Origin of the sequence: Priestia sp. TSO9, from assembly GCF_021029645.1 — a bacterium.
Taxonomy (GTDB): domain Bacteria; phylum Bacillota; class Bacilli; order Bacillales; family Bacillaceae_H; genus Priestia; species Priestia megaterium_E.
In genome coordinates this window covers 430,013-452,816 of record NZ_JAJEKD010000013.1, presented here as the reverse complement: position 1 = coordinate 452,816, position 22,804 = coordinate 430,013, and the positions used below count along the sequence as shown (strand labels likewise).

24 protein-coding genes are annotated in these 22,804 nt (G+C 37.8%); 6 read left to right on the top strand and 18 right to left on the bottom strand.

Going from position 1 to position 22,804, the window contains the following annotated elements; translation table 11 throughout:
- Positions 1 to 496 precede the first annotated feature (496 nt).
- The 3 genes from LJC66_RS10515 to LJC66_RS10505 all read right to left on the bottom strand — a co-directional run bounded on the left by LJC66_RS10515 (position 497) and on the right by LJC66_RS10505 (position 2,053).
- Complete coding sequence (locus LJC66_RS10515; RefSeq protein WP_195694264.1) at positions 497 to 1,105, bottom strand: methyltransferase; 609 nt, start codon at positions 1,103 to 1,105, stop codon at positions 497 to 499.
- Between the two features lie 61 nt (positions 1,106 to 1,166).
- Positions 1,167 to 1,346, bottom strand: a complete 180-nt coding sequence (locus tag LJC66_RS10510) for a hypothetical protein (RefSeq protein ID WP_195697136.1) — start codon at positions 1,344 to 1,346, stop codon at positions 1,167 to 1,169.
- Between the two features lie 92 nt (positions 1,347 to 1,438).
- Positions 1,439 to 2,053: a poly-gamma-glutamate hydrolase family protein gene (locus LJC66_RS10505; RefSeq protein WP_230932505.1), complete on the bottom strand. Its 615-nt coding sequence runs from the start codon at positions 2,051 to 2,053 to the stop codon at positions 1,439 to 1,441.
- Positions 2,054 to 2,444: 391 nt separating this feature from the next.
- Between LJC66_RS10505 and cyoE the strand changes: the two genes are divergently transcribed.
- Positions 2,445 to 3,362, top strand: coding sequence for a heme o synthase (cyoE, locus tag LJC66_RS10500; protein ID WP_050689964.1), 918 nt, complete (start codon positions 2,445 to 2,447; stop codon positions 3,360 to 3,362).
- Positions 3,363 to 3,386: 24 nt separating this feature from the next.
- On the opposite strand, the gene LJC66_RS10495 is transcribed toward cyoE, so the two are convergent.
- Both LJC66_RS10495 and LJC66_RS10490 read right to left on the bottom strand, forming a co-directional pair.
- The gene (locus tag LJC66_RS10495) at positions 3,387 to 4,325 is read right to left on the bottom strand and encodes a carbohydrate kinase family protein (protein WP_195694266.1); all 939 of its coding nucleotides are present in this window, start codon (positions 4,323 to 4,325) and stop codon (positions 3,387 to 3,389) included.
- Between the two features lies 1 nt (position 4,326).
- Positions 4,327 to 4,536 carry a cysteine-rich CWC family protein gene (locus LJC66_RS10490; protein WP_153253880.1) on the bottom strand — a complete coding sequence of 70 codons (210 nt, stop codon included), beginning with the start codon at positions 4,534 to 4,536 and terminating at the stop codon, positions 4,327 to 4,329.
- Between the two features lie 162 nt (positions 4,537 to 4,698).
- On the opposite strand from LJC66_RS10490, the gene LJC66_RS10485 reads away from it, so the two are divergent.
- Entirely contained in the window at positions 4,699 to 6,057 is a 1,359-nt protein-coding gene (locus LJC66_RS10485; protein WP_230932504.1) for a D-serine ammonia-lyase, read from the top strand.
- A gap of 31 nt (positions 6,058 to 6,088) precedes the next feature.
- On the opposite strand, the gene LJC66_RS10480 is transcribed toward LJC66_RS10485, so the two are convergent.
- The 3 genes from LJC66_RS10480 to LJC66_RS10470 all read right to left on the bottom strand — a co-directional run bounded on the left by LJC66_RS10480 (position 6,089) and on the right by LJC66_RS10470 (position 9,420).
- Positions 6,089 to 7,471, bottom strand: a complete 1,383-nt coding sequence (locus LJC66_RS10480) for a PH domain-containing protein (RefSeq protein ID WP_230932503.1) — start codon at positions 7,469 to 7,471, stop codon at positions 6,089 to 6,091.
- A complete protein-coding gene (locus LJC66_RS10475) occupies positions 7,464 to 7,946 on the bottom strand; it encodes a PH domain-containing protein (protein ID WP_195694272.1) in 483 nt (160 codons plus the stop codon). Before LJC66_RS10475 ends, LJC66_RS10480 begins: the two co-directional genes overlap by 8 nt.
- Positions 7,947 to 8,088: 142 nt before the next feature.
- Positions 8,089 to 9,420 carry an NAD-dependent malic enzyme gene (locus LJC66_RS10470; RefSeq protein WP_014460373.1) on the bottom strand — a complete coding sequence of 444 codons (1,332 nt, stop codon included), beginning with the start codon at positions 9,418 to 9,420 and terminating at the stop codon, positions 8,089 to 8,091.
- A gap of 316 nt (positions 9,421 to 9,736) precedes the next feature.
- Between LJC66_RS10470 and LJC66_RS10465 the strand changes: the two genes are divergently transcribed.
- Positions 9,737 to 10,315 (top strand): LOG family protein, encoded by a 579-nt coding sequence (locus LJC66_RS10465; RefSeq protein ID WP_195694274.1) that lies wholly within the window; start codon positions 9,737 to 9,739, stop codon positions 10,313 to 10,315.
- A gap of 29 nt (positions 10,316 to 10,344) precedes the next feature.
- Here LJC66_RS10465 and LJC66_RS10460 read toward each other — a convergent pair whose 3' ends face one another.
- Positions 10,345 to 11,556: a cytochrome P450 gene (locus LJC66_RS10460; RefSeq protein WP_195694276.1), complete on the bottom strand. Its 1,212-nt coding sequence runs from the start codon at positions 11,554 to 11,556 to the stop codon at positions 10,345 to 10,347.
- Between the two features lie 285 nt (positions 11,557 to 11,841).
- On the opposite strand from LJC66_RS10460, the gene LJC66_RS10455 reads away from it, so the two are divergent.
- Positions 11,842 to 12,573, top strand: coding sequence for a ZIP family metal transporter (locus LJC66_RS10455; RefSeq protein WP_195694278.1), 732 nt, complete (start codon positions 11,842 to 11,844; stop codon positions 12,571 to 12,573).
- Positions 12,574 to 12,656: 83 nt separating this feature from the next.
- A complete protein-coding gene (locus LJC66_RS10450) occupies positions 12,657 to 13,199 on the top strand; it encodes a DUF4825 domain-containing protein (protein WP_195694281.1) in 543 nt (180 codons plus the stop codon).
- A gap of 20 nt (positions 13,200 to 13,219) precedes the next feature.
- Here LJC66_RS10450 and LJC66_RS10445 read toward each other — a convergent pair whose 3' ends face one another.
- On the bottom strand, positions 13,220 to 14,122 hold the full coding sequence (locus LJC66_RS10445; protein ID WP_230932502.1) for a GNAT family N-acetyltransferase: 903 nt from the start codon (positions 14,120 to 14,122) through the stop codon (positions 13,220 to 13,222).
- Between the two features lie 156 nt (positions 14,123 to 14,278).
- On the bottom strand, positions 14,279 to 16,138 hold the full coding sequence (locus LJC66_RS10440; RefSeq protein ID WP_230932501.1) for an N-acetylmuramoyl-L-alanine amidase: 1,860 nt from the start codon (positions 16,136 to 16,138) through the stop codon (positions 14,279 to 14,281).
- Positions 16,139 to 16,610: 472 nt separating this feature from the next.
- On the opposite strand from LJC66_RS10440, the gene LJC66_RS10435 reads away from it, so the two are divergent.
- Complete coding sequence (locus LJC66_RS10435; RefSeq protein ID WP_028408740.1) at positions 16,611 to 16,991, top strand: plasmid mobilization protein; 381 nt, start codon at positions 16,611 to 16,613, stop codon at positions 16,989 to 16,991.
- A gap of 56 nt (positions 16,992 to 17,047) precedes the next feature.
- Here LJC66_RS10435 and LJC66_RS10430 read toward each other — a convergent pair whose 3' ends face one another.
- The 7 genes from LJC66_RS10430 to LJC66_RS10400 form a co-directional block, all read right to left on the bottom strand.
- Positions 17,048 to 17,227, bottom strand: coding sequence for a DUF8096 family protein (locus LJC66_RS10430; RefSeq protein ID WP_025752091.1), 180 nt, complete (start codon positions 17,225 to 17,227; stop codon positions 17,048 to 17,050).
- A gap of 99 nt (positions 17,228 to 17,326) precedes the next feature.
- Positions 17,327 to 18,325 (bottom strand): N-acetylmuramoyl-L-alanine amidase family protein, encoded by a 999-nt coding sequence (locus LJC66_RS10425; protein WP_098249862.1) that lies wholly within the window; start codon positions 18,323 to 18,325, stop codon positions 17,327 to 17,329.
- 96 nt (positions 18,326 to 18,421) lie between these two features.
- Positions 18,422 to 18,958 (bottom strand): hypothetical protein, encoded by a 537-nt coding sequence (locus tag LJC66_RS10420; RefSeq protein ID WP_230932500.1) that lies wholly within the window; start codon positions 18,956 to 18,958, stop codon positions 18,422 to 18,424.
- Positions 18,959 to 19,093: 135 nt separating this feature from the next.
- The gene (locus LJC66_RS10415; RefSeq protein ID WP_230932499.1) at positions 19,094 to 20,416 is read right to left on the bottom strand and encodes an LLM class flavin-dependent oxidoreductase; all 1,323 of its coding nucleotides are present in this window, start codon (positions 20,414 to 20,416) and stop codon (positions 19,094 to 19,096) included.
- Between the two features lies 1 nt (position 20,417).
- Positions 20,418 to 21,140 (bottom strand): riboflavin kinase, encoded by a 723-nt coding sequence (locus LJC66_RS10410; RefSeq protein WP_034275907.1) that lies wholly within the window; start codon positions 21,138 to 21,140, stop codon positions 20,418 to 20,420.
- A gap of 165 nt (positions 21,141 to 21,305) precedes the next feature.
- On the bottom strand, positions 21,306 to 22,079 hold the full coding sequence (locus LJC66_RS10405) for an amino acid ABC transporter ATP-binding protein (RefSeq protein ID WP_230932498.1): 774 nt from the start codon (positions 22,077 to 22,079) through the stop codon (positions 21,306 to 21,308).
- Positions 22,076 to 22,786: an amino acid ABC transporter permease gene (locus tag LJC66_RS10400; RefSeq protein WP_028408745.1), complete on the bottom strand. Its 711-nt coding sequence runs from the start codon at positions 22,784 to 22,786 to the stop codon at positions 22,076 to 22,078. Before LJC66_RS10400 ends, LJC66_RS10405 begins: the two co-directional genes overlap by 4 nt.
- Positions 22,787 to 22,804 lie beyond the last annotated feature (18 nt).

Below are 22,804 nucleotides of genomic sequence, written 5' to 3'. Positions count from 1 at the left end.
ATGTCAACTTTTCATACTTGTTACTATTATACACTAACGCTAGATATCTCAAAACAAATCTGAACAGCTGTACACTTATTTAAAAATAAATAAGCAATTTCTTTACCCTTTTTTAGAGTAAAAAAATTGCTTATACAGTATATGCTGGGTTCTTTTCTCTAAAACCTTATCATAAATGCCGTTTTTGTTAATTTACGATTTAGCATACAAATTAATAAATTTGTGTTTGAGAGTTCTTATTTCTATCCATTAAATGTTTATTAACTTGTATGTAGCCTTCCCTTTCTGTACTAGCCCCGCCTGCGCTGAGTACACCGATAGCCACGCATGCTATCCAACCTAATTTCATTATAACAGAAAGCGCTTACATAATAAAGTGTTATGCTTTAATTTCTAAAAAGTTATAAATAAAATCAGCAGGTCTTTTTCCACCTCCTGCTGATTTGTTAAATAGAACCGGCACGATACAGCTTTATCAAACAGTGAATAGTTCGTCTTAATAAGCTACTTTATAAATCAAAAACCGTTCATATGGGTTTTTACGATCCAACTCTGGCAGCATTACCTCTTCTTTTAAAATGAAAGAAGGATGTTTTTCGAGGTGATGAAGATAATCCTCCGAACTATAATATAAAATCAAATCAATCTCCCGTTTATTCTTTTCCCACGAAAGCAAAATATTGTTCACTACTTGGATAAAAATTTGAACTGAAAAAGGATTAAAAAAATAAAAGCAGTTGTCTAGCGGATGAATCTTATATTCTTGGGCTAAACAACACTGAAATTGAATATGATGTTTGCGACCCTTGGCTTTTTTTAAATAGCGCCTCTGATTATCTATGGCCTGCTCATAAAAGTGCTCGTTCATTTCTACCCCTACAGCGGTGGCATTGCACAGGTAGTTCACATAAAAATTTAGCCTTCCTTTTCCACACCCAAAGTCGACAATTCTATCACTGCTTGTTAGCTCATACTGAGTGAAAAGTGTTTCTAATGCACTATAAGGCGTGGGTTCATAACGATGGTAATGAAATGAATCATTGAATCCCTTTTGTTCTCCCGTTGTTTTTATATTTAATAAAGCGTCATAATATTGCTCATTCATGGCCAATCTCCTGTTTATAGTTGTTGAAAAAGAGAAGGACAGATGTCCTTCTCTTTTTTTCTCACTCTACTTTCACACGCATTTCTGATATTTTAAGACCAATCTCTTCAATTAACTGCACAGCTTCCGCTCGTTTTTGATCATCTAATGTGCTGATTCCCTGTACATCTACGCTTTTTAAATATCGATAAGAGGCTTTAAGACGTTCTAGGGTATCTTCTTGGTCAAATGTTTTCATCATTATCTCCTCCAATATATGTAGTTACTATATGTATACCACAAACATGTCCGTAATAAATCTAACCTGTTTAATAAATACTAAACGTATCTGATTTATCTAAGAGGAAATGCACTTCTAATAGCTGATATATACTCAAAAAATTCCTGGGTTTTCGAATTTTTACGTTCATTTCTCGTGTTAGTGGCAAAAAAAGCTTCTCTTTGCGCTTTACTTATCTCAATTTGCACACCCATCCGTCTAGCTGTTTTATTGGTTATATTTCTAGGGCTTGTACCGGAAAACGGGTCTTGATCTGATAAAATTTCTGTACTAAAACCTTTGGAAATAAGCGCTTCATACACTTTGGATCTTAATGCCTTGTCAGCACCGCCGATTTTAGTGTGTTTTTCACTTTTATCATTGTATCCATGAAAAGATACGGCATAGTCTTCTTTCGATATAATAGTTAGCGCATGAGGTTCATCAAAATGAGTGGAGGTGATATGAAGATCGGCATTTCCTGATTTCTTTAACCCTTCAAATATATAGTACGAGTATTCGTTTCCTGCTAGCCCAACAGCAAGTTCGGATGTTCCAGTTTCGATACCTCCGCCGTGTATCGCGAGCATAATAATGTTAGAAGGTCTGATTTCAAATTGAATTTTGTAGTCTTGGTTGTATACTTCATGAGAGGCAAGTTCAGAGAAGCTAGCATATTTATCTGGCATCATATATCCTCCTTGTGAATAAGACATAGTAAATAAACTTATTAGTTCTTTCTTTAATGTACCACATCTTTTCTTTCATCACATACTATGTGATTGCAATTACCAATAAATATGGTACGATTAAGTTCGAGTTTCTTGCTCGTTAAAAGTTCACCAGATAGTCAAAATTTTTATTTTTAAGCATTCCATTTTTATCTTATAATAAAGGATGTACTTATTTTTAATTGGTAATTCGACATTATTCATTGTTTTTTTAAAAAGTTCAAGGAATGTTAACAAATTTTACGAGCAACCTTGATGTAATTACGATATTTTTTTGTTAAAATAGTTTAGTTGATTAATAAAGATTAGGTTTATTCATGTAGGAATAAGCTCAAAAAGGAGAATTGCTGTGAAAAATACCGAAGTTATCACAAAGGAATCACTTCCTATCAATCAGTATTTTTCCCGGGAAGTAATCAGTGCTATTATAAAAACTGGGATTATTAAATCGAACTCACTAGGAATGGTTGCTGGGCTTTGTCTCGCAATTGCTGTTAATGACTTAAGCTTTGTGACACAAATTCCTATCATTATTTTGGCTTTAATTGGGACATCCTTTGTCGTAGGAGGAGCTGGGGCAGTTAATAACTTCTATGACCGTGATATTGATGCGATCATGAAACGTACGAAAGACAGACCGACGGTAACAGGAGCGGTCAACCCTAAATTTGCTCTATGGTTAGGACTGGCTTTATTTGTTATCGGTGTAGGCATTTTATTTTTAGTTTCTAACATGGCCGCCATTATGGGTATTTTAGGATTTTTCTTTTATGTAGTGCCTTATACTATGCTTACAAAACGTACAACTATTTATAATACCGAAGTCGGAAGTATTTCTGGAGCTATGCCTCCAATCATTGGCTGGGCCGCTATTTCACCAGACTTATTTCATCCGGTAGCCGTTGGATTGTTTGTATTTATGTTTTTATGGCAGCCTCCTCACTTCTACGCTATTGCGATTAGAAGACTTGAGGAATATAAAGCCGCAGGTGTACCAATGCTTCCTGTAGTAAAAGGGATCCGTCGTTCCAAAGTCCAAACGCTTGTATATCTAGTTATTTTACTAGCGGCATCTTTCTTATTTTTATCGTTTAGTAAAATTATCGCATTTACAATGTTCGGTTTAACACTAGTGTGGATGCTTCTTGGGATTGTTGGATTTAAAAAATTAGAAGATACAAAATGGGCTACTTTAATGTTTGTGTTCTCATTGAACCATCTTACGATTATTTTTGCCCTTATGATTATACTGTCATTTTTCAAATAATAAACTTTCAAAAGCAGGTAGCTATCAGCTACCTGCTTTTATACTAGATACATCTTTTGCTTTAAGCGAAATCATTCCTCCGTACCTTGCCGAAACTGCTCCACCTAACGCGTTAGCAAACATTGTGTACTGCTTCTGTGACTCCTCACTTTCAGGTAATCCTTTTTCGTGAACACACCATAAAATTCCTGCCATAAATGCATCACCCGCTCCCGTCGTGTCTATCACCTGCACTTCATTTGCACTCACATGAAGCGTTTGATTTGCAGTAACGGCTACTGCGCCATTTTCTCCCTGAGTGACCCATACGTACGGAATATGATACGCTCTCAGTTTTTCTAGGCTTTCTGCCAGGTCTGCTGAATTCATCAAAAATAGGAGCTCATCTTGAGAGATTTTCAAAATGTCTGTCTCGTACAAAAACGGTGTCACGATATTTCTACATGCTGCTTCACTTTCCCATCTTTTCATTCGAATATTTGGATCAAACGCTACAAGCATACGATGTTTTTTTGCGAGCTTCACAGCTTCTTTTGTAGTTTCCTGGGAAATCGAATGAAACAACGTACCTGATCCAAAATAAAAAATCGCTGCCTGCTCAAATAAAGCTTCCTGCAGCTCATGTTTATACACTTGCTCATGAGGTGTAGAATCTATGTAGGAATGGAAGTAACGATCTCCTTCTTTACTTTTATGTACATACACTTCACAAACTTTTTTAATCTCCGATATTACACAGCCGCTTTGATTCACTCCTTCAATTAAAAGATTCTTTCTTACAAAGTCACTTGTTTCATCACTGCCTAACTTGCAGATATAATATGCTTTTGCTCCTAACTTCTGAACTCCGACTGCTACATTAACCGTTGTGCCTCCTAAAAAAGGGTCAAAGCTGGTGTTAAATTCGTTTTTAGCAATATAATCAATAAATGCCTCACCGTATGAAATAATTCCTTTTTTCAAGTTAATCCTCACCTTCTTTCTTCTGTCTCCCAACGCATTTGACGCATACACACGCTTTTCCTCTGCTTTCTAAAGGAATTTGTTTAAACAAATCAGGGGTAAAAACTTTCTGCATACACCAACATTTTTCTATTTCTCTATCTTGTACAGAAGCACAGTTATTTTTTTCTCCGCAGATAGGACATCTGCTATCATCGCCTGAAAATGTCATGAATTCCTCTCCTTTTTTCTATGCAGTTGTATAGATTATCTTTATTAGTATACAAGAGGTGGTTAAAATGCGCTTTCTGCTTTTTGATATTTTCGTTTTCAACTTCTTCTATTCTTGATACTATACATATAAAGGAAATAACATATTGCGAAAGGAGCCTTTATGACGACACATTTATTTCACCAAAAACCCCTTGCTACATGGATGCATGAATATCCTTTATTAACACCTTTAATCAATAAACAGGAAATACATTGGATAAATCCTTATATAAAACCTGCTCAAGAAGCACTTTCTTCTCTTTCTTTACATACCAAAGATATAAAAGATGCAAAAGAACGACTTTCTCGCTTTTCTTCTTTTCTTCAAATTGCTTTTTCTGAGCTGAAAGCATCAAAAGGAATCATTGAATCACCTCTTCAAGAAATTGCATACATGAAAGACTATTTAAATCAACAAATGAATAATAAGCTGCAAGGAAAATTATTGATGAAATGCGATCACGATCTTCCCATATCAGGTTCTATTAAAGCAAGAGGCGGCATTTATGAAGTATTAAAATTTGCTGAAAGTCTTGCTATCAAAGAAGGACTGCTTACCGAGGAAAACAGCTACGCTCTTCTAGCTGAAGACCGATGTAAAAAGTTATTTTCTTCTTATTCTATTGCAGTAGGATCTACCGGTAATTTAGGTTTAAGCATTGGTATTATGAGCGCTACTCTCGGCTTTAACGTCACCGTGCATATGTCAGCGGACGCTAAAAAATGGAAAAAAGATCTGCTTCGTTCTAAAGGTGTAACCGTTATTGAATATCAGTCTGACTACGGAAAAGCCGTGGAAGAAGGACGAAAGCAAGCCGAAGCAGACCCCGCCTGTCATTTTATTGACGATGAGCAGTCTAGAGATTTATTTCTTGGTTATTCCGTTGCGGCTTTACGTTTAAAAAAGCAGCTAGCAGAGCAGCAGATTCAAGTAGACGCCGAACACCCTTTATTTGTCTATTTACCTTGCGGAGTAGGCGGAGGTCCTGGCGGTATTACGTTTGGATTAAAAGCAATATACGGTGATCACGTTCACTGCTTTTTTGCTGAACCTACTCACTCCCCTTGCATGCTGCTTGGATTAATGACCGAGCTGCATGATGGCATTTCCGTTACGGATATTGGACTTGATAACATAACAGCTGCCGATGGACTAGCTGTAGGAAGGCCATCTAGCTTTGTAGGCGAAACGGTAAAATCGCTTATTAGCGGAATTTATACCGTAGAAGATGATCAGCTTTTCCGATTTATTTATGAGCTAGCCAATCGTGAAAATATGTATATAGAACCTTCAGCAGCGGCTGGTTTACAAGGGCCTCTTCACCTAATGAAAAACGGGCCTTCCTATATACAAGCGCAAGGATTAGAAAACGATATGTCAAAAGCTACTCATCTTGTATGGTCAACTGGAGGCAGTATGGTGCCAGTTGAGGTGATGAACAGCTATTACGAGCAAGGGAAAAATTTAATGAATAGATAACGTCAAAAGGCATGGAGAACAATGATGTTCTTCATGCTTTTTTAGCCGAAGTAGCTTGCAAAAAGATAGGATGCCAAATCTCAAATGGAAAATATCCGGACTTATAGCTGCCGCTTGTACCCATAGTTGCAATTTTTATTTTCCTGTATCCTTTTTTCCATAAAAAGGTGCCTGCAAACACCTCAATTTCTTCTATTTTCTTCCTTCTAATAATCGTTGTTTTTCGTGTTAAAAACTGCGATCGAATACTGACAAATACATCGTTCATCATCAAGCCGCCTTGGCGATAGCCCAACCAGTGAATGAGTACGTATACAAGGCATAGCACAGCAATAATCCACACAAACATTGATTTCCAAAAACTGATGCCAATCCCTGCTGCCGCAAATAACAAGACCGGTAATAGTAATGGATACCACGCATATTGAATCGCTGTATTTCTTGGACACTTTACATATTCATAGTGCGGGACATATACGTTCATTAACGCTGCAATCTTTTTTTGCTGAATAAACGGGTGCAAATAGACCTTTTCTTTTAAATCAGAGGTTACGACGTTTAACGAAACGGAAGACCATCCAAATAAGCGCCGAACCAACCCTTCCTCTATCGTAACAGCCTGTATTTTATGAAAAGGAATCGTAAGGGATTTCTTATTTAACAATCCGTATTCAATATGTAGATAATGATCGTAGCGTTCTACTGTAAAACCGCCAAATCGTATTACATATAAAACGATAGACAGCAAATAAGCAATCACCACAATTACAGCCACTAATACAAATAAACCAAGCATCGATTGATGAATGACTTCTTCGTAAGCTGTCTTCACCCAGCGGTTGATATAGGTATCAATATACTGATAGAGAAAACCAAGAGCAGCAAATATGTAGCCAAAATTCCCGGAAAACGCAGCAGCTAACGCAAGCTGTTTCACCGACACTTTCATCGTACATTCAGGACTTTTTTCCCTTATTTCCGGCTGACTCCCTGACAGCTTTAACGTATCTTTAAGATGGTGCGCTTCTTTTAGTGAAATACCAGATAAATCAATTTCAGCATCCGTACCGCTGCTGGCCGTGTCAATACGAAGCCGGGCTAAGCGAAGAATTCTAAAAACAAACGGCTGATCTAACTGAATTGATTGAATGCGATTTCGTTGAATAAATCGTTTTTCTTTTTTTAAAATCCCTTTATACAGACGCACTTCCGTTTCCGTTACTTCATAACGAAATTCCTTCCAAGTAAAAAAAGCAAATAAAGCGACTACGCCTCCCGCTAATAGCGTTGCCCACCAATATGTAAACAATAGGTGCCGATTGACGATAAATACAAACACAAAAGGCAGGATATTATTTTTTATATGTTCAATAAATGCTATTGCAATATATAGAGGATGCAGCCGCTTACTCATCTTCATCATCTACCTCTGCTAGTCTAGCAATATACTCTCGCAGTGCCTCAGCATCTCTTTGTACAAGTGCAGGAATTTCGACGCTTCCAGCTGCTGTAATGATTTTAACAGATGCCAAGTCAAATTTTCTAAAAATCGGCCCTGTCAACGTTTCAACGTGCTGTACTTTCACAAGCGGAATTTTCGTATGATACCAGATGAATAGCCCTCTTTGTACATCAATTTGAGTATCTGTGACTTCATATGAATATACATTCATATATACATTTGGAGCTATAATTGTATATATGATAAAGCTCACGACTAATAATCCAGCTGATATCCATCCAATAATTGACCACCAATCAAAAAAATGAACGAGTAGAAAATAACCCGCTGTTGCAAGAAGCCACAGGCTATGCGTATAAATTGATTGCCAGCGCATCGCTTTTTTAGCTTCGAGAGGCAATTTGCCCTTTAAATGTTCAAACTCCATAAAAACTCCTTTCTCTACCTTTTTTACTATTTCTATTACTATATTACGCTAAAAAAGGAAAAAAGTTTCATAGTTTGCTATTTTCTTATTATTTTTTGATAAAAAACAAACAAAGCTGCCTATTTCGAGGCAGCCTTGTTTGTTATCGATAAACGCCGTCTTTCTCTCCGTGTACAACAGCCGCTCTTTCAACTGCTTCAGATACTGCTTCATGTACAGCTAGATTAAGAGGATGAGGAACCAAATCGCCTGGACGCGTTGAATTTGCAATGGCTTCAGCTGCAGCTACCAGCATCGTATGCGTAATATCGCGCACCCCCGCATTTAACACTCCTCTGAAAATACCTGGGAAGCCAAGTACATTATTCACTGACCTTCCGTCAGTAGCGTAAATAGCTCCTGCTTCAAGAGCATCTTCAGGTTCAATTTCTGGCTTTGGATTAGAAAGTGCTAGAATGATTTGGCCTTTTCGGATCCATTCTTTTTGTATTAAGCCAGGTACACCTGTTGTCGCAATAACAATATCGCAGTTCTCCATAAGCTCTTCTAATGAATCCGCTACTTTTCCACCGTAGCTGACTAAGCGCTCATTCGCTTCAGGAGACTTATCAGCTCCTATCACCTGTTTGACACCGTAAGCCATGAACATTCTGCAAGTAGCGATGCCGGCAGCTCCTAAGCCAATCTGCCCTACTTTAGCTTCTTTCAAATTCACACCTGTGCTGCGGCAAGCTGAAATAGCTGCTGCTAGTGTCACCACCGCTGTTCCGTGCTGATCATCATGCATAACTGGAATATCGAGCTCTTCTTTTAAACGTTCTTCAATTTCAAAGCAGTGAGGCGACCCTATATCTTCTAGTAAAATACCGCCAAATCCCGGTGAAATATTTTTAACCGTTTGAATGATTTCTTCCGGCTCATTTACATTCAATAAAATAGGGATAGCGTTCACATTGGCAAGTTGATCAAATAACGCAGCTTTTCCTTCCATAACGGGCATCCCTGCAACAGGACCAATATTTCCTAATCCTAGTATAGCGGTACCATCTGTTACAATCGCAACCGTGTTTCCAATGCTCGTGTAAATTTTAGCTTTATCAGGCTGTTCTTGAATAGCACGGCAAACGTTTGCTACACCTGGTGTATATACTCTTCTTAAGTCAGCGATCGACTCAATTTTCATTTTGCTTTTCATTTGAATTTTACCGCCTTCATGCGCATGAAGAACTTCATCTGATACTGTATGTAAAGTAATGCCTTCTAAACTACGAACCGCTTCAAGCAATTCCTCAAGCTGGTCTTCACTTTCTACTTGAACCGTAATGCTTCTCATGGTGTAGTTATGTCCTACTTTAACGGTTTCAACCTCGCCAATATCTCCTCCAACATTTCCAATAGCTGTTGCTACTCTTCCTAAGTTTCCCGGTACGGTCGGTGTTTGTACCATTAATGTGCGTATTAGATTGTTCATCATATCCCCATATCCCCCTTGTCCTAATCCTGCAAGTACGTATGCTTACTAAATGAAACGTTTAAAACAGTCAAATTCCCTATAAGTTCATGTTATCTACTTATCTTACAAGTAGATCTATACGTACTGTCTTCACCATTAAAAGAAAAAGCAAAAGCAAAAGATAACGCTTTCAAACAGACGTTTCGCTTTGATTATAAGCAAAGTTTTTAGAATAATCAAGCGATGACATTGTGAAAATTCATAAATTATTAAGAAGGAATTTGTTCTTCACAAACAGAAAAGACTTATATAGAGAAGAAACAAAGGAGTGAATCAATTGAAATCAATTTGTGTGTTTGCAGGATCAAGCGCTGGAATGAAAACAGAATATAAAGAGGCCGCCGTCTCGCTAGGACGCTGTATGGCCCAAAAAAACTACCGGCTGATTTACGGAGGCTCACGAATGGGCCTGATGGGAGAAGTCGCAAATGAAATGCTTCAGCATGGAGGCGAAGTCATCGGCATTATGCCCCGCGGTTTGTTTAGCGGTGAAATTGTTCATACTGCGCTGACAGAACTCATCGAAGTAGAGAGCATGCATGAGCGAAAGGCAACTATGCACGAGTTAGCTGATGGTTATATTGCGCTTCCTGGAGGTTTCGGGACATTTGAAGAGTTGTTTGAGGCTCTTTGCTGGGCTCAAATTGGTATACATAAAAAACCAGTAGGGTTATTAAATGTGAACGGCTACTACAACCCGCTTATGCAAATGGTTCAGCATGCCGTAGATGAAGGGTTTTCTACGGATTCTGCTATTCGTCTCATCAACATTTCTGATACTCCTGAACAGCTTATCTCTTCAATGGACACGTACACGTCCCCTTCAGAAGACCAAAAATGGAACACTGAACGCTAAAAAGCAAGCGCATAATTTGCGCTCGCTTTTTAAGCTTTATTAAAAGTAATCTCATATTTTTTTACACCAAAAACAAAAGGACTGCCTATTGGCTTTAAAGACTGATTTTGAACTTTCGAAAATTCTCCTTTTTCTAGTAACTTAGTAAAAGCAATTTTCCCTTCCATTCTTGCTAGCGGTGCTCCTAAGCAAAAATGGATGCCGAATCCAAAGCTCACGTGAGGATTTGTTTTACGATGCACGACAAAAGTTTCAGGCCGTTCAAACTTAGCCGAATCTCTATTTGCACTTGCTGCCCAGCTAATTACCTGCTGCCCTTTTTTAATCTTACACTCTCCAAGTTCTACATCTTCAGCAGCTATGCGTCCAATCGCTTGAATAGGAGGATAATAGCGAAGCGTTTCTTCCACCAGGTTCGGCACTAGCGATATGTCTTGACGAACTTCATTCTGTACGTCTACGTCTTCTGTCATATACCGGACTCCGTTCGTAATTAAGTTTGTGGTTGTTTCATTGCCTGCTACTAGCAATAAAATACAAAACCCCAGCACTTCCTCTTCTGTTAAATGCTCGCCGTCAATTTCTGCTTCTAAAAGCAGCGAAATGAGATCTTCTTGTTTATTTTGCTGACGCTCAGCGATAATTTCTTGAAAATACCCTTGTAAAAAAATCACGCCTTTATTACGATTTTGCATCATTTTTGCAAAAGCTTCGTCTGAATTATTTTCGGCACCGCTCACTAAATCATCAGAGTACTTTTTAAACAGTGCTCGATCTTGTATAGGTACTCCTAGCAGCTCTGCTATTACAATAATTGGGAGTGGTCCAGCAAAGTCTTCTACTATATCAAACTTTTTTTTGTTGCTTACTTGATCTAATAAATAATCGGCAATCTCTTCAATATGACCCTCCAAGTGCTGAATAGCTCTTGGCGTAAAAGCTTTGTTTACTAAGTTTCGTAACTTTGTATGTTTTGGAGGGTCCATCATTAAAATACTTTCTTGGCGCTCTTCCATTGCTCGTTTGGATGAAAAAAGCGACGGGTTTTTTAAAATATACTTTACTGTTTCATAATCAAATACATCCCAGCAGTTTCGGCTTTCATCGTACCGAATAGGTGCCTCTTGACGCAGGCTGTTATAAATATCAAATGGGTAAAGCTGCTGTTCAACTGATTTGATTTCTTGCATAGGAATCAAGTTAGCATAGCGATTTTCTCTTTTTACTGCTTTTGAATTCATCTCGTATTCCTTCTTTCGTTTAGAAGTGACCTCGTTAAGTTTTTAAATTTTCTACAGATCAAAGAATTTTTTTCCATCTTTGTATCTTTTGATCAGACTATCACAAGGTTTTTTCACTTTCAACGGACATATTCAGAAAATTTTGTCAATTATACAGAAGACTTATTTTATTTAAGGTCTAAATCAGTGATTCTTTTCCATTTTTTTAGTTCATTTATCTTGTTTCATAATAATCATAGAGATGGTTACACTACAAGTAAGTACGTAAGAAAGTAGGGATCTCATGTGATAGATGCCCTTATGTGGGGTGGTGTCTCAGGCTCAGCTGTATTAATTGGAGCTATTATAGCTATTTTTGTACCTTTAAAAAAACAGTTGACTGCTTATATTATGGCTTTTGGCACGGGCGTTTTGTTAGGAGCTGCTGCTTACGAGCTCATTCAAGATTCGGTAAAAGAAGCGGGAATCATTTCTTCTTCTTTAGGCTTTTTAACAGGCGCAGCACTTTTTACTCTTCTTGACATCTCCTTAGCTAAAAAAGGCGCTCACAAAAGAAAACGTTCGGACCACCTTGTCCCCGCTAGCTCGGGACTGGCCATTTTTATTGGTACCATTATGGATGCTATACCTGAGTCACTGATGATTGGCGCAAGTTTGATTGAACAGCACCACGTTAGCTGGCTGCTTGTTGTTTCTATTTTTATCAGCAATATACCCGAAGGAATCTCCGGGACAAGCGGACTACTAAAAAGCCAATATAAGCAAAAGAAAATTTTTTCATTATGGCTTTCTGTCTTCTTTATATCGGCTCTTAGTTCTTGGATTGGTTATCTATTTCTTCAAAATGCTACCCCAAACATGATGGGTTTTATTGCCTCATTCGCCGGTGGTGGAATTGTGGCAATGGTTGCTTCGACGATGTTGCCGGAAGCTTTTGAAGAAGGTGGTCCTGTTATTGGTTTTATTGCCTCATTAGGGTTATTAACTTCTATTATTTTGGATTATCTGTCTTTTTAATGAATAAACTTATATTTTGTATGAAACAAAATATATAGGTCTTTCGTCTTTACAAGTAGATATAAACAAAAGGAGTTACCATTATGAAAAAAATATATGCTTCTCTTACACTTTGCACAGTGCTCACTTGCCTATCAGGGTGTGCTTATGCACCTCATAATAACCTGTCTGCCGAAAGAGTCTCTGCTTCTTCTATTCAATATACTTCTTCAAAACATGAGGCTTCAGTAGAGGAAATTACAAATAAGCTTCCGGGACACGTTTATTTAAAAGGTATAGCCTTTCAAGATACGCAAAAACCTTATTACTTAGCAATTAATTACGCTGCAATAGATAATCAGCATACGTTTGAAAAAAGCTGGACGTCTGTTAAAACCAAACGCATACTTTTACATAACGCAACCATCTTACTTTCTGCCGTACAAAATATTGACAGCGTTCACTTTACTATTAATACGACTGTTCCTCAGACAATCACGATTACTCGAAAAGAGTTAACCGACTTCTATGGAATAGATCTTCGGAATTATAATGACGTGAAACAAGTATGGAAAGAAAAATTCGAAGGGCAGCAAGAAAAAATCGAGGAATTTTATGATGCACATCCAATTACGGAAATGCAGTAAAAGCGGCCCATGGCCGCTTTTTAAAGTTGTTTTTTCATAAACACCTGCTCAAGTTTGATTCCTTCATCTGTATATAAATCTTGAAAACCAAATGATTTTAACATTTTCACGAGTAAGCTATTTCCTTTTTCAGGTACATTATATGTATTATAAGCAATTGGTCCATACATATTAAAAATGGTTGCTAATAAAAAGCCCAGAACGTCCTCTGAATTTGAGATATGTTCCTTAACGCTTCCTTGATAAAAAGTAACGGAATTCACGATGCCTATGGAAGAAAAATTCTTTTGAAATAATAGATAGCCAACTTCTTCGTTTCTTTCATTCAACGCAATAAACGATTCTCCATTACGAATACAGTCAAATTGATTTTTCCACGGAACGTCGTATGTATAAAAAGATAGGTTCTGAATATCTTTTGCAAGCCTTAGCTTTAACGAATACGTGAGCTGATTCTTCTTTTTAAGTAAAGCATCGGGAAAACTGCCTCTATGCTTTAGAAAGAAAAGCGTATCTACAATCTCATATCCGTATTTCTGATAAAGGTGAATGGCTTTTTCATTCACTTTAAATGCTTCCAGGCTGGCTTCCACTACTCCTTGCTGCTCGTATCTCTCAAGTGTAGCTTTTAGTAAGGCTTCTCCAATTCCCATTTTTCGGTAAGGTAAGGCTACGCTTGTACCTCCATTCCAAGCATATTTTTTTCCCTTGACCTTTTTTATTCCATGTAACATAATTCCAGCTGGTGTATTATTATAAAAAGCCATAAATGAATGGTCGACAGATAGCTGATCGAAACCAAATCTACAAGTGAATTGATCTAGTGACAGCTCAATCGGAATGTAATAATCTTCAAAACCCTTATTGAATGCTTGTAGTGCATCAGAAAAAGAACACTGGCTTAGAGGCTTAATTATAATCATGGGACATTCCTTCCTTTTGTAAAAAGATAATAAGCTAGAAAATCATTATAAGAAAACATCATCAATAACCTTCTGAATTTTTGTGGTTTTTAAAAGAAAAGAAAGAGACGTATCCTTTAAGCATCCTGTCTCTTCCTTTTCTTTTAACACTCTATTCTATTGTCTTTTAACCTCTACATCCGACCCTTTCACAAACGCATAGCGGTGATTAAAATAAATTTGATAATATTCGTCTTTTCCAACAATCATTTTGTGATCGTTTGGGTTTGTTGTAAAAGTTGGGGCATAGTAATAGTCACTCCTTACTTTTTCTACCCCCACGTACACCTGCTCTGGAGAAATTTTATACTGAAGTGGCACCATAGCTTTAACTGGTATATCAGAAGGATAGGCTGAAGCTTCCGGGAAAGCTCCTCCGTACACTTGAATGCTTTCTTTTCCTGGTTTTGGCGTCAATAAGATGCCTGTACCTTTACTTGTATTTTTATTATGAGGATTATAAAACCACGCTTTTTGTCCTCCGTACCAAATCGCTGTCCATTCTCCTTTTGTCTCAGCTACTGCATACGTTTGGCCAGTTACAGCTTTGCTTCCCCAGTCTAACGTTTGTTTCGTTCCAGGCCCTGAAGCTGCAGGCTCATTCAGTAGCGGTGAATCATTGCTGGGAGCTTGATGCAAATACACAAAGTTGGCCGGCTGCTTTGGTGCATCTGATACCTCCGGCTGATTGTTTTGAAAGACTGGATTAACCGTAACGGCTAGTTTGTTTGTGTGCTGGCGCTCGACCGGGCTTCCTACCAAATCCATGTAGTGCCCCCAATCCCAAAACGGCCCGGGATCTGAATGCATACCTGATTGAGCCTTAGGAGACAAACCTGGCACCTCGTCATGACCAATAATGTGAGCTCGGTCTAACGGAATATTATATTCTTTGGCAAGGTGGCGTACGAGTCTTGCCGAAGAACGGTACATTTCTTCTGTAAACCACGTAGATCCTTCAAGGGCGAAGCCTTCATGTTCAATTCCAATACTGTGCGTATTAAAATACCAGTTTCCTGCATGCCATGCTACGTCTTTGTTATTGATCATCTGTGCGATGTGACCATCACTTGAACGGATTACATAGTTTGCAGCGGCTCTATTAGGGTTAGCAAACAAATCAATCGTTCCATCATAACTTACTTCTGTATCATGAATAACAATATAGCGAACATCTGATTTTTGGCGATTTGCAATATCATAGTTTCCGTAATCTGAAGGACTTTCGCTGAATTTCCCGTAAAAAGCAGGGATGTATTCACATTTTAAAGATGCCGGACAGTCCGCTTTATTCGTATTAGAATTTTCAGCACGAGGAATCGACATATCTATATTTTGAGGGGAAATTTTAAGATGCTGTCCGTCTGACGTTGTATGCTCTGCTCCTTTTTCCAACGTTTCATATACATCATCGGCAAATACTTGAGCGTTTTGTTTATCCTGAGAAGAACTGTAAGCTGCGACTGCATCGTACCATTTTTGATCAGTGGACGGTACATTTCCGTTTTTGTCTTTTGCGATAAAAGCCAGCACAGCAGCGCCACCGCGAATATTTTGCACGGGGTCTTTTTTTAATCTTTCTTTATCGGACTTAAGCAGCTTAGCAGCTAAGGAGAGAGTTTGGTGTTTGTCATATGCTGGTTTTGAAGGCGAAGCTCCGTTTCCTTTTCCATCTTCTAAAGAAGGGATGTCTGTTAAATGCATAAGACCGTATCCCCCGGCTGCACTAGGTTTTCCGTTATGACTTTCCCAGCGCGACTTGTTGTAGGAAATTGCTTTTAAAAGCGAAGCTGGCACACCAAATTCTTTAGATGCTTGTGCAAATGCTCGCTCCAAAGAATCTGACTGATTCTCTGCAGCCAAAGCGACTACAGGCTTTTGCAGCGTATGAAGGGGCATATAAGCTGTACATATGACACCAGCCGTAAGCATGGCTACCCCTATCTTATTTAGTTTTAATCTTTTTTTTAGTTTCAAACGTATTCCTCCCCCGTAAAGTATGTAAATGAGGTCAATAAAGACATAATATGACTTTATCTCGTTCTCAACCATTTCGTCTTCTTTCTTTCTATTCCCTTGAGACAATAGTCTAGAAGATTCGACAGAGTTACTAGGAGGAAAGATGTGGTACGAGGAAAAAATCATAAAAATCATCCCTCTTCTTTAAAGCTGCGCTCTCAAAAATGGTTAAGTACAACAGCGGTCCATTCATCCCTTTTGCTGCCTTTTTAATAAAGCAGCAATATTGTAGATAATGACATTCCTTCTATAATTCAACTATTACTAAACCAAATTTCTTAATTTACCAGTTTTTTAACAGACTGTTCGTTCGACATTTTAGTAACTTTTCACCATAGTTAACCATGGAAAAGGTTGCTATTATTAAAGACAAGAGAATGTTTACATATGATTGAACGCAGCAAGAACTGCTCTTGAAAGGAGATACCTTATGAGAGGACACAGCATTCCAGCAATTAAGTTGAATGAAGAAGAAAAAGAAAAATTAGAGGAACTTATTGAACACTATAATTTAAAACGAACGTCTCTCATTCGAAAATTTATTATGGATGGAAAAGTTAAGCCTCCTTTAATCGGCAAAGAAGCAGGTGTGGAACTATTGGTTAACCTGCGAAAAATTGAGTCTGAACTAAGCCGGCTAAGCAATAATATGCATCAAATTGCAAAGTACTTACATAAACCAAAAGATAAGCAAAACCATTCACAGAACCTTGAAGACATCCTATTAGAAATGATGAAAAAACAAAAACATGTACAAGAAGATGTAGAGACTATTTCAGAGCAGCTTAGCGATCATTTATACGTTAAATAGAGAAAAAACGCTCTTTTCATTTCAGAAAAGAGCGTTTTTTATAAAGAAGTAGGGATTTAAATGCTTTTTTTCATGCCGCACTTTGCGCATGTACGGATAAAAATAAAGTCTTTTACTAAGCTTTTAAATTTCACATGTCCACAGTTATCGCATCTGCCTGCAACTTTATCCGGAAACTCCTCATATACATATACTTTTGTTAAATCAATCGCTTCTTGTTGCTCTTCCATTTCCATCACACCTTTATGCATCTTTACGATTCAGCTCTTTATATTCTATCAAAAATAAGTAAAATTACTAGGGTGAAAGCTTCAAAAAACAAGAAGGTTTTTTCACTATTTTGTTATCCGTTCAGCTTTGTACCACCAATTTTCTCTATCTAAAAATGCTTTTACATTCAGTATTTTTTTATCGCGAAGGGTAATGATGGCTACCGCAGCTCCTTCTTTGGAAAAGGTTACGGCTGTTTCTAATTTCTCTTTTGTCACAAACACTTTTAATGTTTCCATATTCTCTTTTGTTAATTCCGCAGTTGTGATGGTTTCTCCTTCAATGATTGTATCTTTTTTTCCAATAAAATGTTGTCCATCCATCATCCAGGCTGCACGCGTTTCACCATAAACTTGAAAGAAGGTATTCTTTTTTAAATAACCTGTTCTCTCCGACATATTTGCATCCTTATACGTCTCCGTATCCTCGGTTGTTTTTATCCATAAAGGTTTATATAAAAAAGTAGGCTTTGGAAAACCTTCCTCGTCAGAATCTCCCACAGGATTTGTAGATTTAGACTCCAAGTTTAAAAACTGCGCAACCCCTTTTGCATATGCCACCCCCATATCTTTTAGAAATTGAGGATTTTTTAAGAGCTTTGCATCATGTTCTGTATCAATAAACCCTATTTCAGTTAGTACAGACGGCATATAGGAACGTCTTAACACACTATGATTAGCCAATTTCCTGCCTCGGTTAAAGTGATTGTATTTAGTAAGAACAAATTTCACATGATCGTGAATATCGTTTCGTAACACAATGGTTTGGTTATTTATATTTTTGCTATAAATAAAATCTTCATATCCCGTTTCGCCACCCGAATTTATATGAATAGATAAGTATACATCAGCACCCCACGCATTGGCTTTGTTGACCCGTTCATTTAATGACAAAAACACATCGGTTGTACGTGTTGTACAAAGAGAAAATCCTTGATAGTGAGTAGAAAGAAAAGAGATGATGTACTGTTGAACAGCTAACACTAAGTCTTTTTCATATAACCCGCTGGCGACAGCCCCTAGATCTGCCCCTCCGTGACCTGCATCTAAATAAATTTTTTTCATATAACCTGTCTCCTCCTTATCCGTAGCATATGCATGAATAAGCGAAGACGTTTGTTATACAAAACTACTTTTATGTATAAAGCTTTTTGCTATAGCTCATTTAGAAGTCTTTACAACTGATTTACCATAGCTAGTAACATCAAAATATGTATTTGATCCATCGTCTTCATTGATCACAACATCTAAGTCATGAAAATAACGATGAAGTTCTTTTAACAGTGCTTGATCTTTCGTCTGCTCTAGCTGTACAGCGAGCTTCTCCATATGCTGAAAGTCTTTCTTTAAAACAGAATCTTTTACTTCAATCGTGCCAATCGTATTGTTAATGGCTGGGGCTTCTTCTTGTACGGCAGACCAGTCTGGATGCTCAATGGCACTCCACCCCGTCAAATCATTTAGTACGTCATGATGTTCAGCAATAAAGTCTTTTGCCTGCTGATCGCTGCTTTCCAGTTTATCAACTTTTTGTTGATCCACTTTAATGGCGCTTGCCTGTATACTTTGCTGTGATAAAAAAGGAATTTTTCCGTTTTGGTACAATATCCACCCTGTCGCTCCTCCCCCGACTAAAAAAACGGATAAAGATATCGAAATGATCATACGCTTCTTCTTACTTTTATGTCTTTTTTCCATTTGACTCCTTTCCGGGTATTCAAAACCCTTTAGGCCTTATGAACTGAAACGAATAACCTACAAAAAGAATTTTATCATATTTTTAATATTAAAAATATTAAAAAAGAGACTCCTTCGAGTCTCTTTGAATCCACTTCAATTAACTTTCACCTGTGTGTAGCGATTTTTAGGAACATTCAACTGCAAGTTACTTCTTAACGTATTCCCTTCGTATTCTGTACGATACAAGCCTCTTTCTTGCAGTATCGGTACAACGTGTTCAACAAAGTCATCTAAGCCATGCGGAACGCTTGAATGAATAATAAAGCCGTCAGCTCCTTTTTCTTCAAACCACTGTTCCATCAAATTAGCGATATGCTCTGGCGTCCCAATAAATTGTGTTTTAGGTGTAGCAATTCGCAGCGCTGCTTCTCGCAGTGTCCACTTATATTTTTTGGCGTTTTCTTTAATTTTGTCAGTTGTACTGCGGAAACTATTACTTCCTATATCTCCTAAGTCAGGAAATGCATCATCTAATGGAAACTGTGAAAAATCAAAATGATCGAAAAAGCGTCCTAAGTAGTTTAGCGCATGTTCAATTGTCACCAATTGAGAAAGTTCTTCATATTTTCTTTCGGCTTCTTCGTTTGTAATACCAATTATAGGACCAATTCCCGGAAAAATTAGAAGTTCGTTTTCATTGCGTCCTTGCGCTGCGGCTCTCGATTTTACATCTTGGTAAAAAGCTTTTGCTTCTTCTAAATTGTCTTGTCCCGTAAACACTGCGTCAGCCGTTTTTGCTGCTAAATCTTTTCCGCTTTCAGAAGAGCCTGCTTGAAACACTACGGGCTGCCCCTGAGCTGAGCGCCCAATGTTTAACGGACCTTCTACAGAGAAAAATTCGCCTTTGTGATGCAACCGGTGCAGCTTTTTCTCCTCAAAAAATTGTCCGGTTTCTTTATTTCGAATAAATGCATCATCTTCCCAAGAATCCCATAATCCCTTTGTTACTTCTAGAAACTCTTCAGCTATTCTATAGCGTTTGTCATGAGTGGGGTGCTCTTTTCCATAGTTAAGCGCAGATCCTTCTAATGGAGACGTGACAACATTCCATCCCGCTCGGCCGCTGCTAATATGATCAAGTGAAGCGAATTGTCTAGCCACCGTAAACGGCTCGCTATACGAAGTCGATAGAGTGCCGACTAAACCAATATGAGAAGTGACAGAAGCAAGTGCTGATAGAATAGTAAGAGGTTCAAAACGATTCAAAAAATGCGGAAGCGATTTTTCATTGATATATAACCCATCGGCAATGAATAATAAATCAAATTTTCCTTCTTCCGCTTTTTGAGCCTGCTGCTTGTAAAAACCGAAATTAACGCTGGCATCTGACAAAATTTCAGGGTGTCTCCACGCCCCCATATTTCCTCCAACTCCATGAATAATAGCCCCTAGCTTTAATTGTCTTTTTACTGTCATATTACCATTCTCCTTTTTCATACCCATTCATAAATTCTCGTAATTGATTGGTTAAACCACCTGCTCCAAAGCGAAGGACTCCTTCTTTTTCTGTCTTTCTTCCATTTCCTTCTTGTGCAAATTGCAAAAAAGCGATAACGTGAACTCTTCTAGGGTGAATATTTTCAATTCCTTCGTCATAAAACCATTGATCAATTGTATTGTAAATCCCTTTATTGACTCTGAATTGACTGTGGCACCAATTAAAAAACTGGAGATCAGGCAGATTTAAATACCGCGCTTGCCCTAGCTTGGAAGCTGTATGTTCACTAGATACATAGCCCATATGTTGAAATCTTTGCTTTGCTTGTAGCGTATCAGCTTTAATTTGATGCTTTAAAAATTCAATAGAAGGAAATTTTTTCTCTCCTCGCACCCGAAAGATCACGTCGCATTGAACTGTCTCTCCATAAATAACGTCGTTAAAATCCAGAATATGAACCTCAAATGTTTTAGATAGTTCCGATCCAAATGTCGGCTTAACCCCTACATTCATAACTCCTATATGTTCAAGTCCCCGCAGATGAACGAGGACACCATACACGCCATTTTTTAATTCCTCATGCTGAGTATCTATATTAGCTGTTGGAAACCCTAAGTGTCTTCCTTGCTGCCTTCCAGGTACAACCTGGCCTTTTATAATAAGTTTTTTGCTTGTTTTAGCTTTTAATGCTCCTCTATTCACTACGTTCACCCTTCTTCCCTTAAGTCTAGTAAAAAATAAAAGGTTCTTTGCACAATGTCACATATTGTGCAAAGAACCTCTAGTGATCTAGTCGGTTTGTTTAATTTGATGATCTTATCATATACTTATTATTCCTATGAGTCAAGTTGGTTTTTAGTTAAAATATTAGATTGTTTTTTCATAAATATAAGAGTAAGGCGAATGCGTTGGGTTAATACGCTTGAAAAATTGCTTTGTTCGTTCTTCTTTTGGATTTGAAAATATGTCTTCAGGATAACCTTGTTCCACAATCTTTCCTCCGTCCATAAATACCACATGATTAGAAACTTCACGGGCAAAACTCATTTCGTGCGTAACAATGATCATTGTAATTCCTTCTTCAGCAATTTTACGAATAACAGACAGTACTTCACCCACCAGTTCAGGGTCCAAAGCAGACGTCGGCTCATCAAATAAAATGACTTCAGGATTTAAAGCAAGCGCTCTAGCAATGCCCACTCGCTGCTGTTGACCTCCTGATAACTGACTTGGATAAGCATTTGCTTTTTCAGCAAGCCCAACTTTTTCAAGGACGTCTAAACTGCGTTGTTTCGCTTCTTCCTTTGGCAGCTTTTGAACAATAACTAGCCCTTCCATAATATTTTCAATAACGGTTTTGTGTTTGAACAAATTGTATTGCTGAAAAACCATCGTTGTTTTTTGTCGAAGAGTTAAAATGTCTTTGCGGTTTGGCTTTTGGCACTGAACCGTAAATTGATCAATCGAAACTTCTCCTTCATCTGCTTTTTCTAAGAAATTAATGCAGCGTAAAAACGTAGTCTTTCCAGAACCACTCGGTCCTAAAATGGTCACAACGTCGCCTTTTTTAACAAGTAAATCAATACCGTCCAATACTGTATTATGACCAAATGTTTTTTTGATATTTGTTAATGCAATCATACAACTCCTCCTCGATTATAAACCGTTAATTTTCGTTCAAGCAGCGCTGTTATCCCTTCTATTAACATCGTCAGCATCCAATAAATAAGAGCAGCAGCAATATAGGCTTCTAAAAACTTGAGATTGTTCGAAGCTACGATATTAGCAGCACCGTTTAGCTCTTTTTGCGATACGATGAATGCGATAGAAGACGTATGCAAAAAGCCGATGAAGATATTACATAAATTCGGTAAAGACAAAGCAAACGCCTGCGGAAAAACAATTCGTTTCATTGATTGAAAGCGATTCATCCCAATGGCATACGCAGCCTCAATTTGTCCTTTTTCTACAGCTAACAAACCAGAGCGAATAATCTCTGACATATAAGCTCCCGCTGTAAAAGACAAAGCGATTAATACAAATACGACAATAGGAATGCTGTTTGCATTGAAGCTCCATCCATAGTAACTCGATAGTTTATTAATAAATAGCGGGAACCCTAGGTAAATAACCATAATATGAAGAATAGCAGGCGTTCCTCGGAAAAATGATACGTATACGTTGGCAATTGGCGTTATTATTTTTACTGAGTTGATTCTCACAGCCGCAACAGCAATACCAATAAGCAACCCGCCTAGTAACGGACCGATGGTAATAAGGAGCGTTAAAGGTAATGCCTTTAAAATTTCTACAAATGCTGTCCATATAAACGGTACGTCAATAATCATGTTTACACCTCTTTTAGT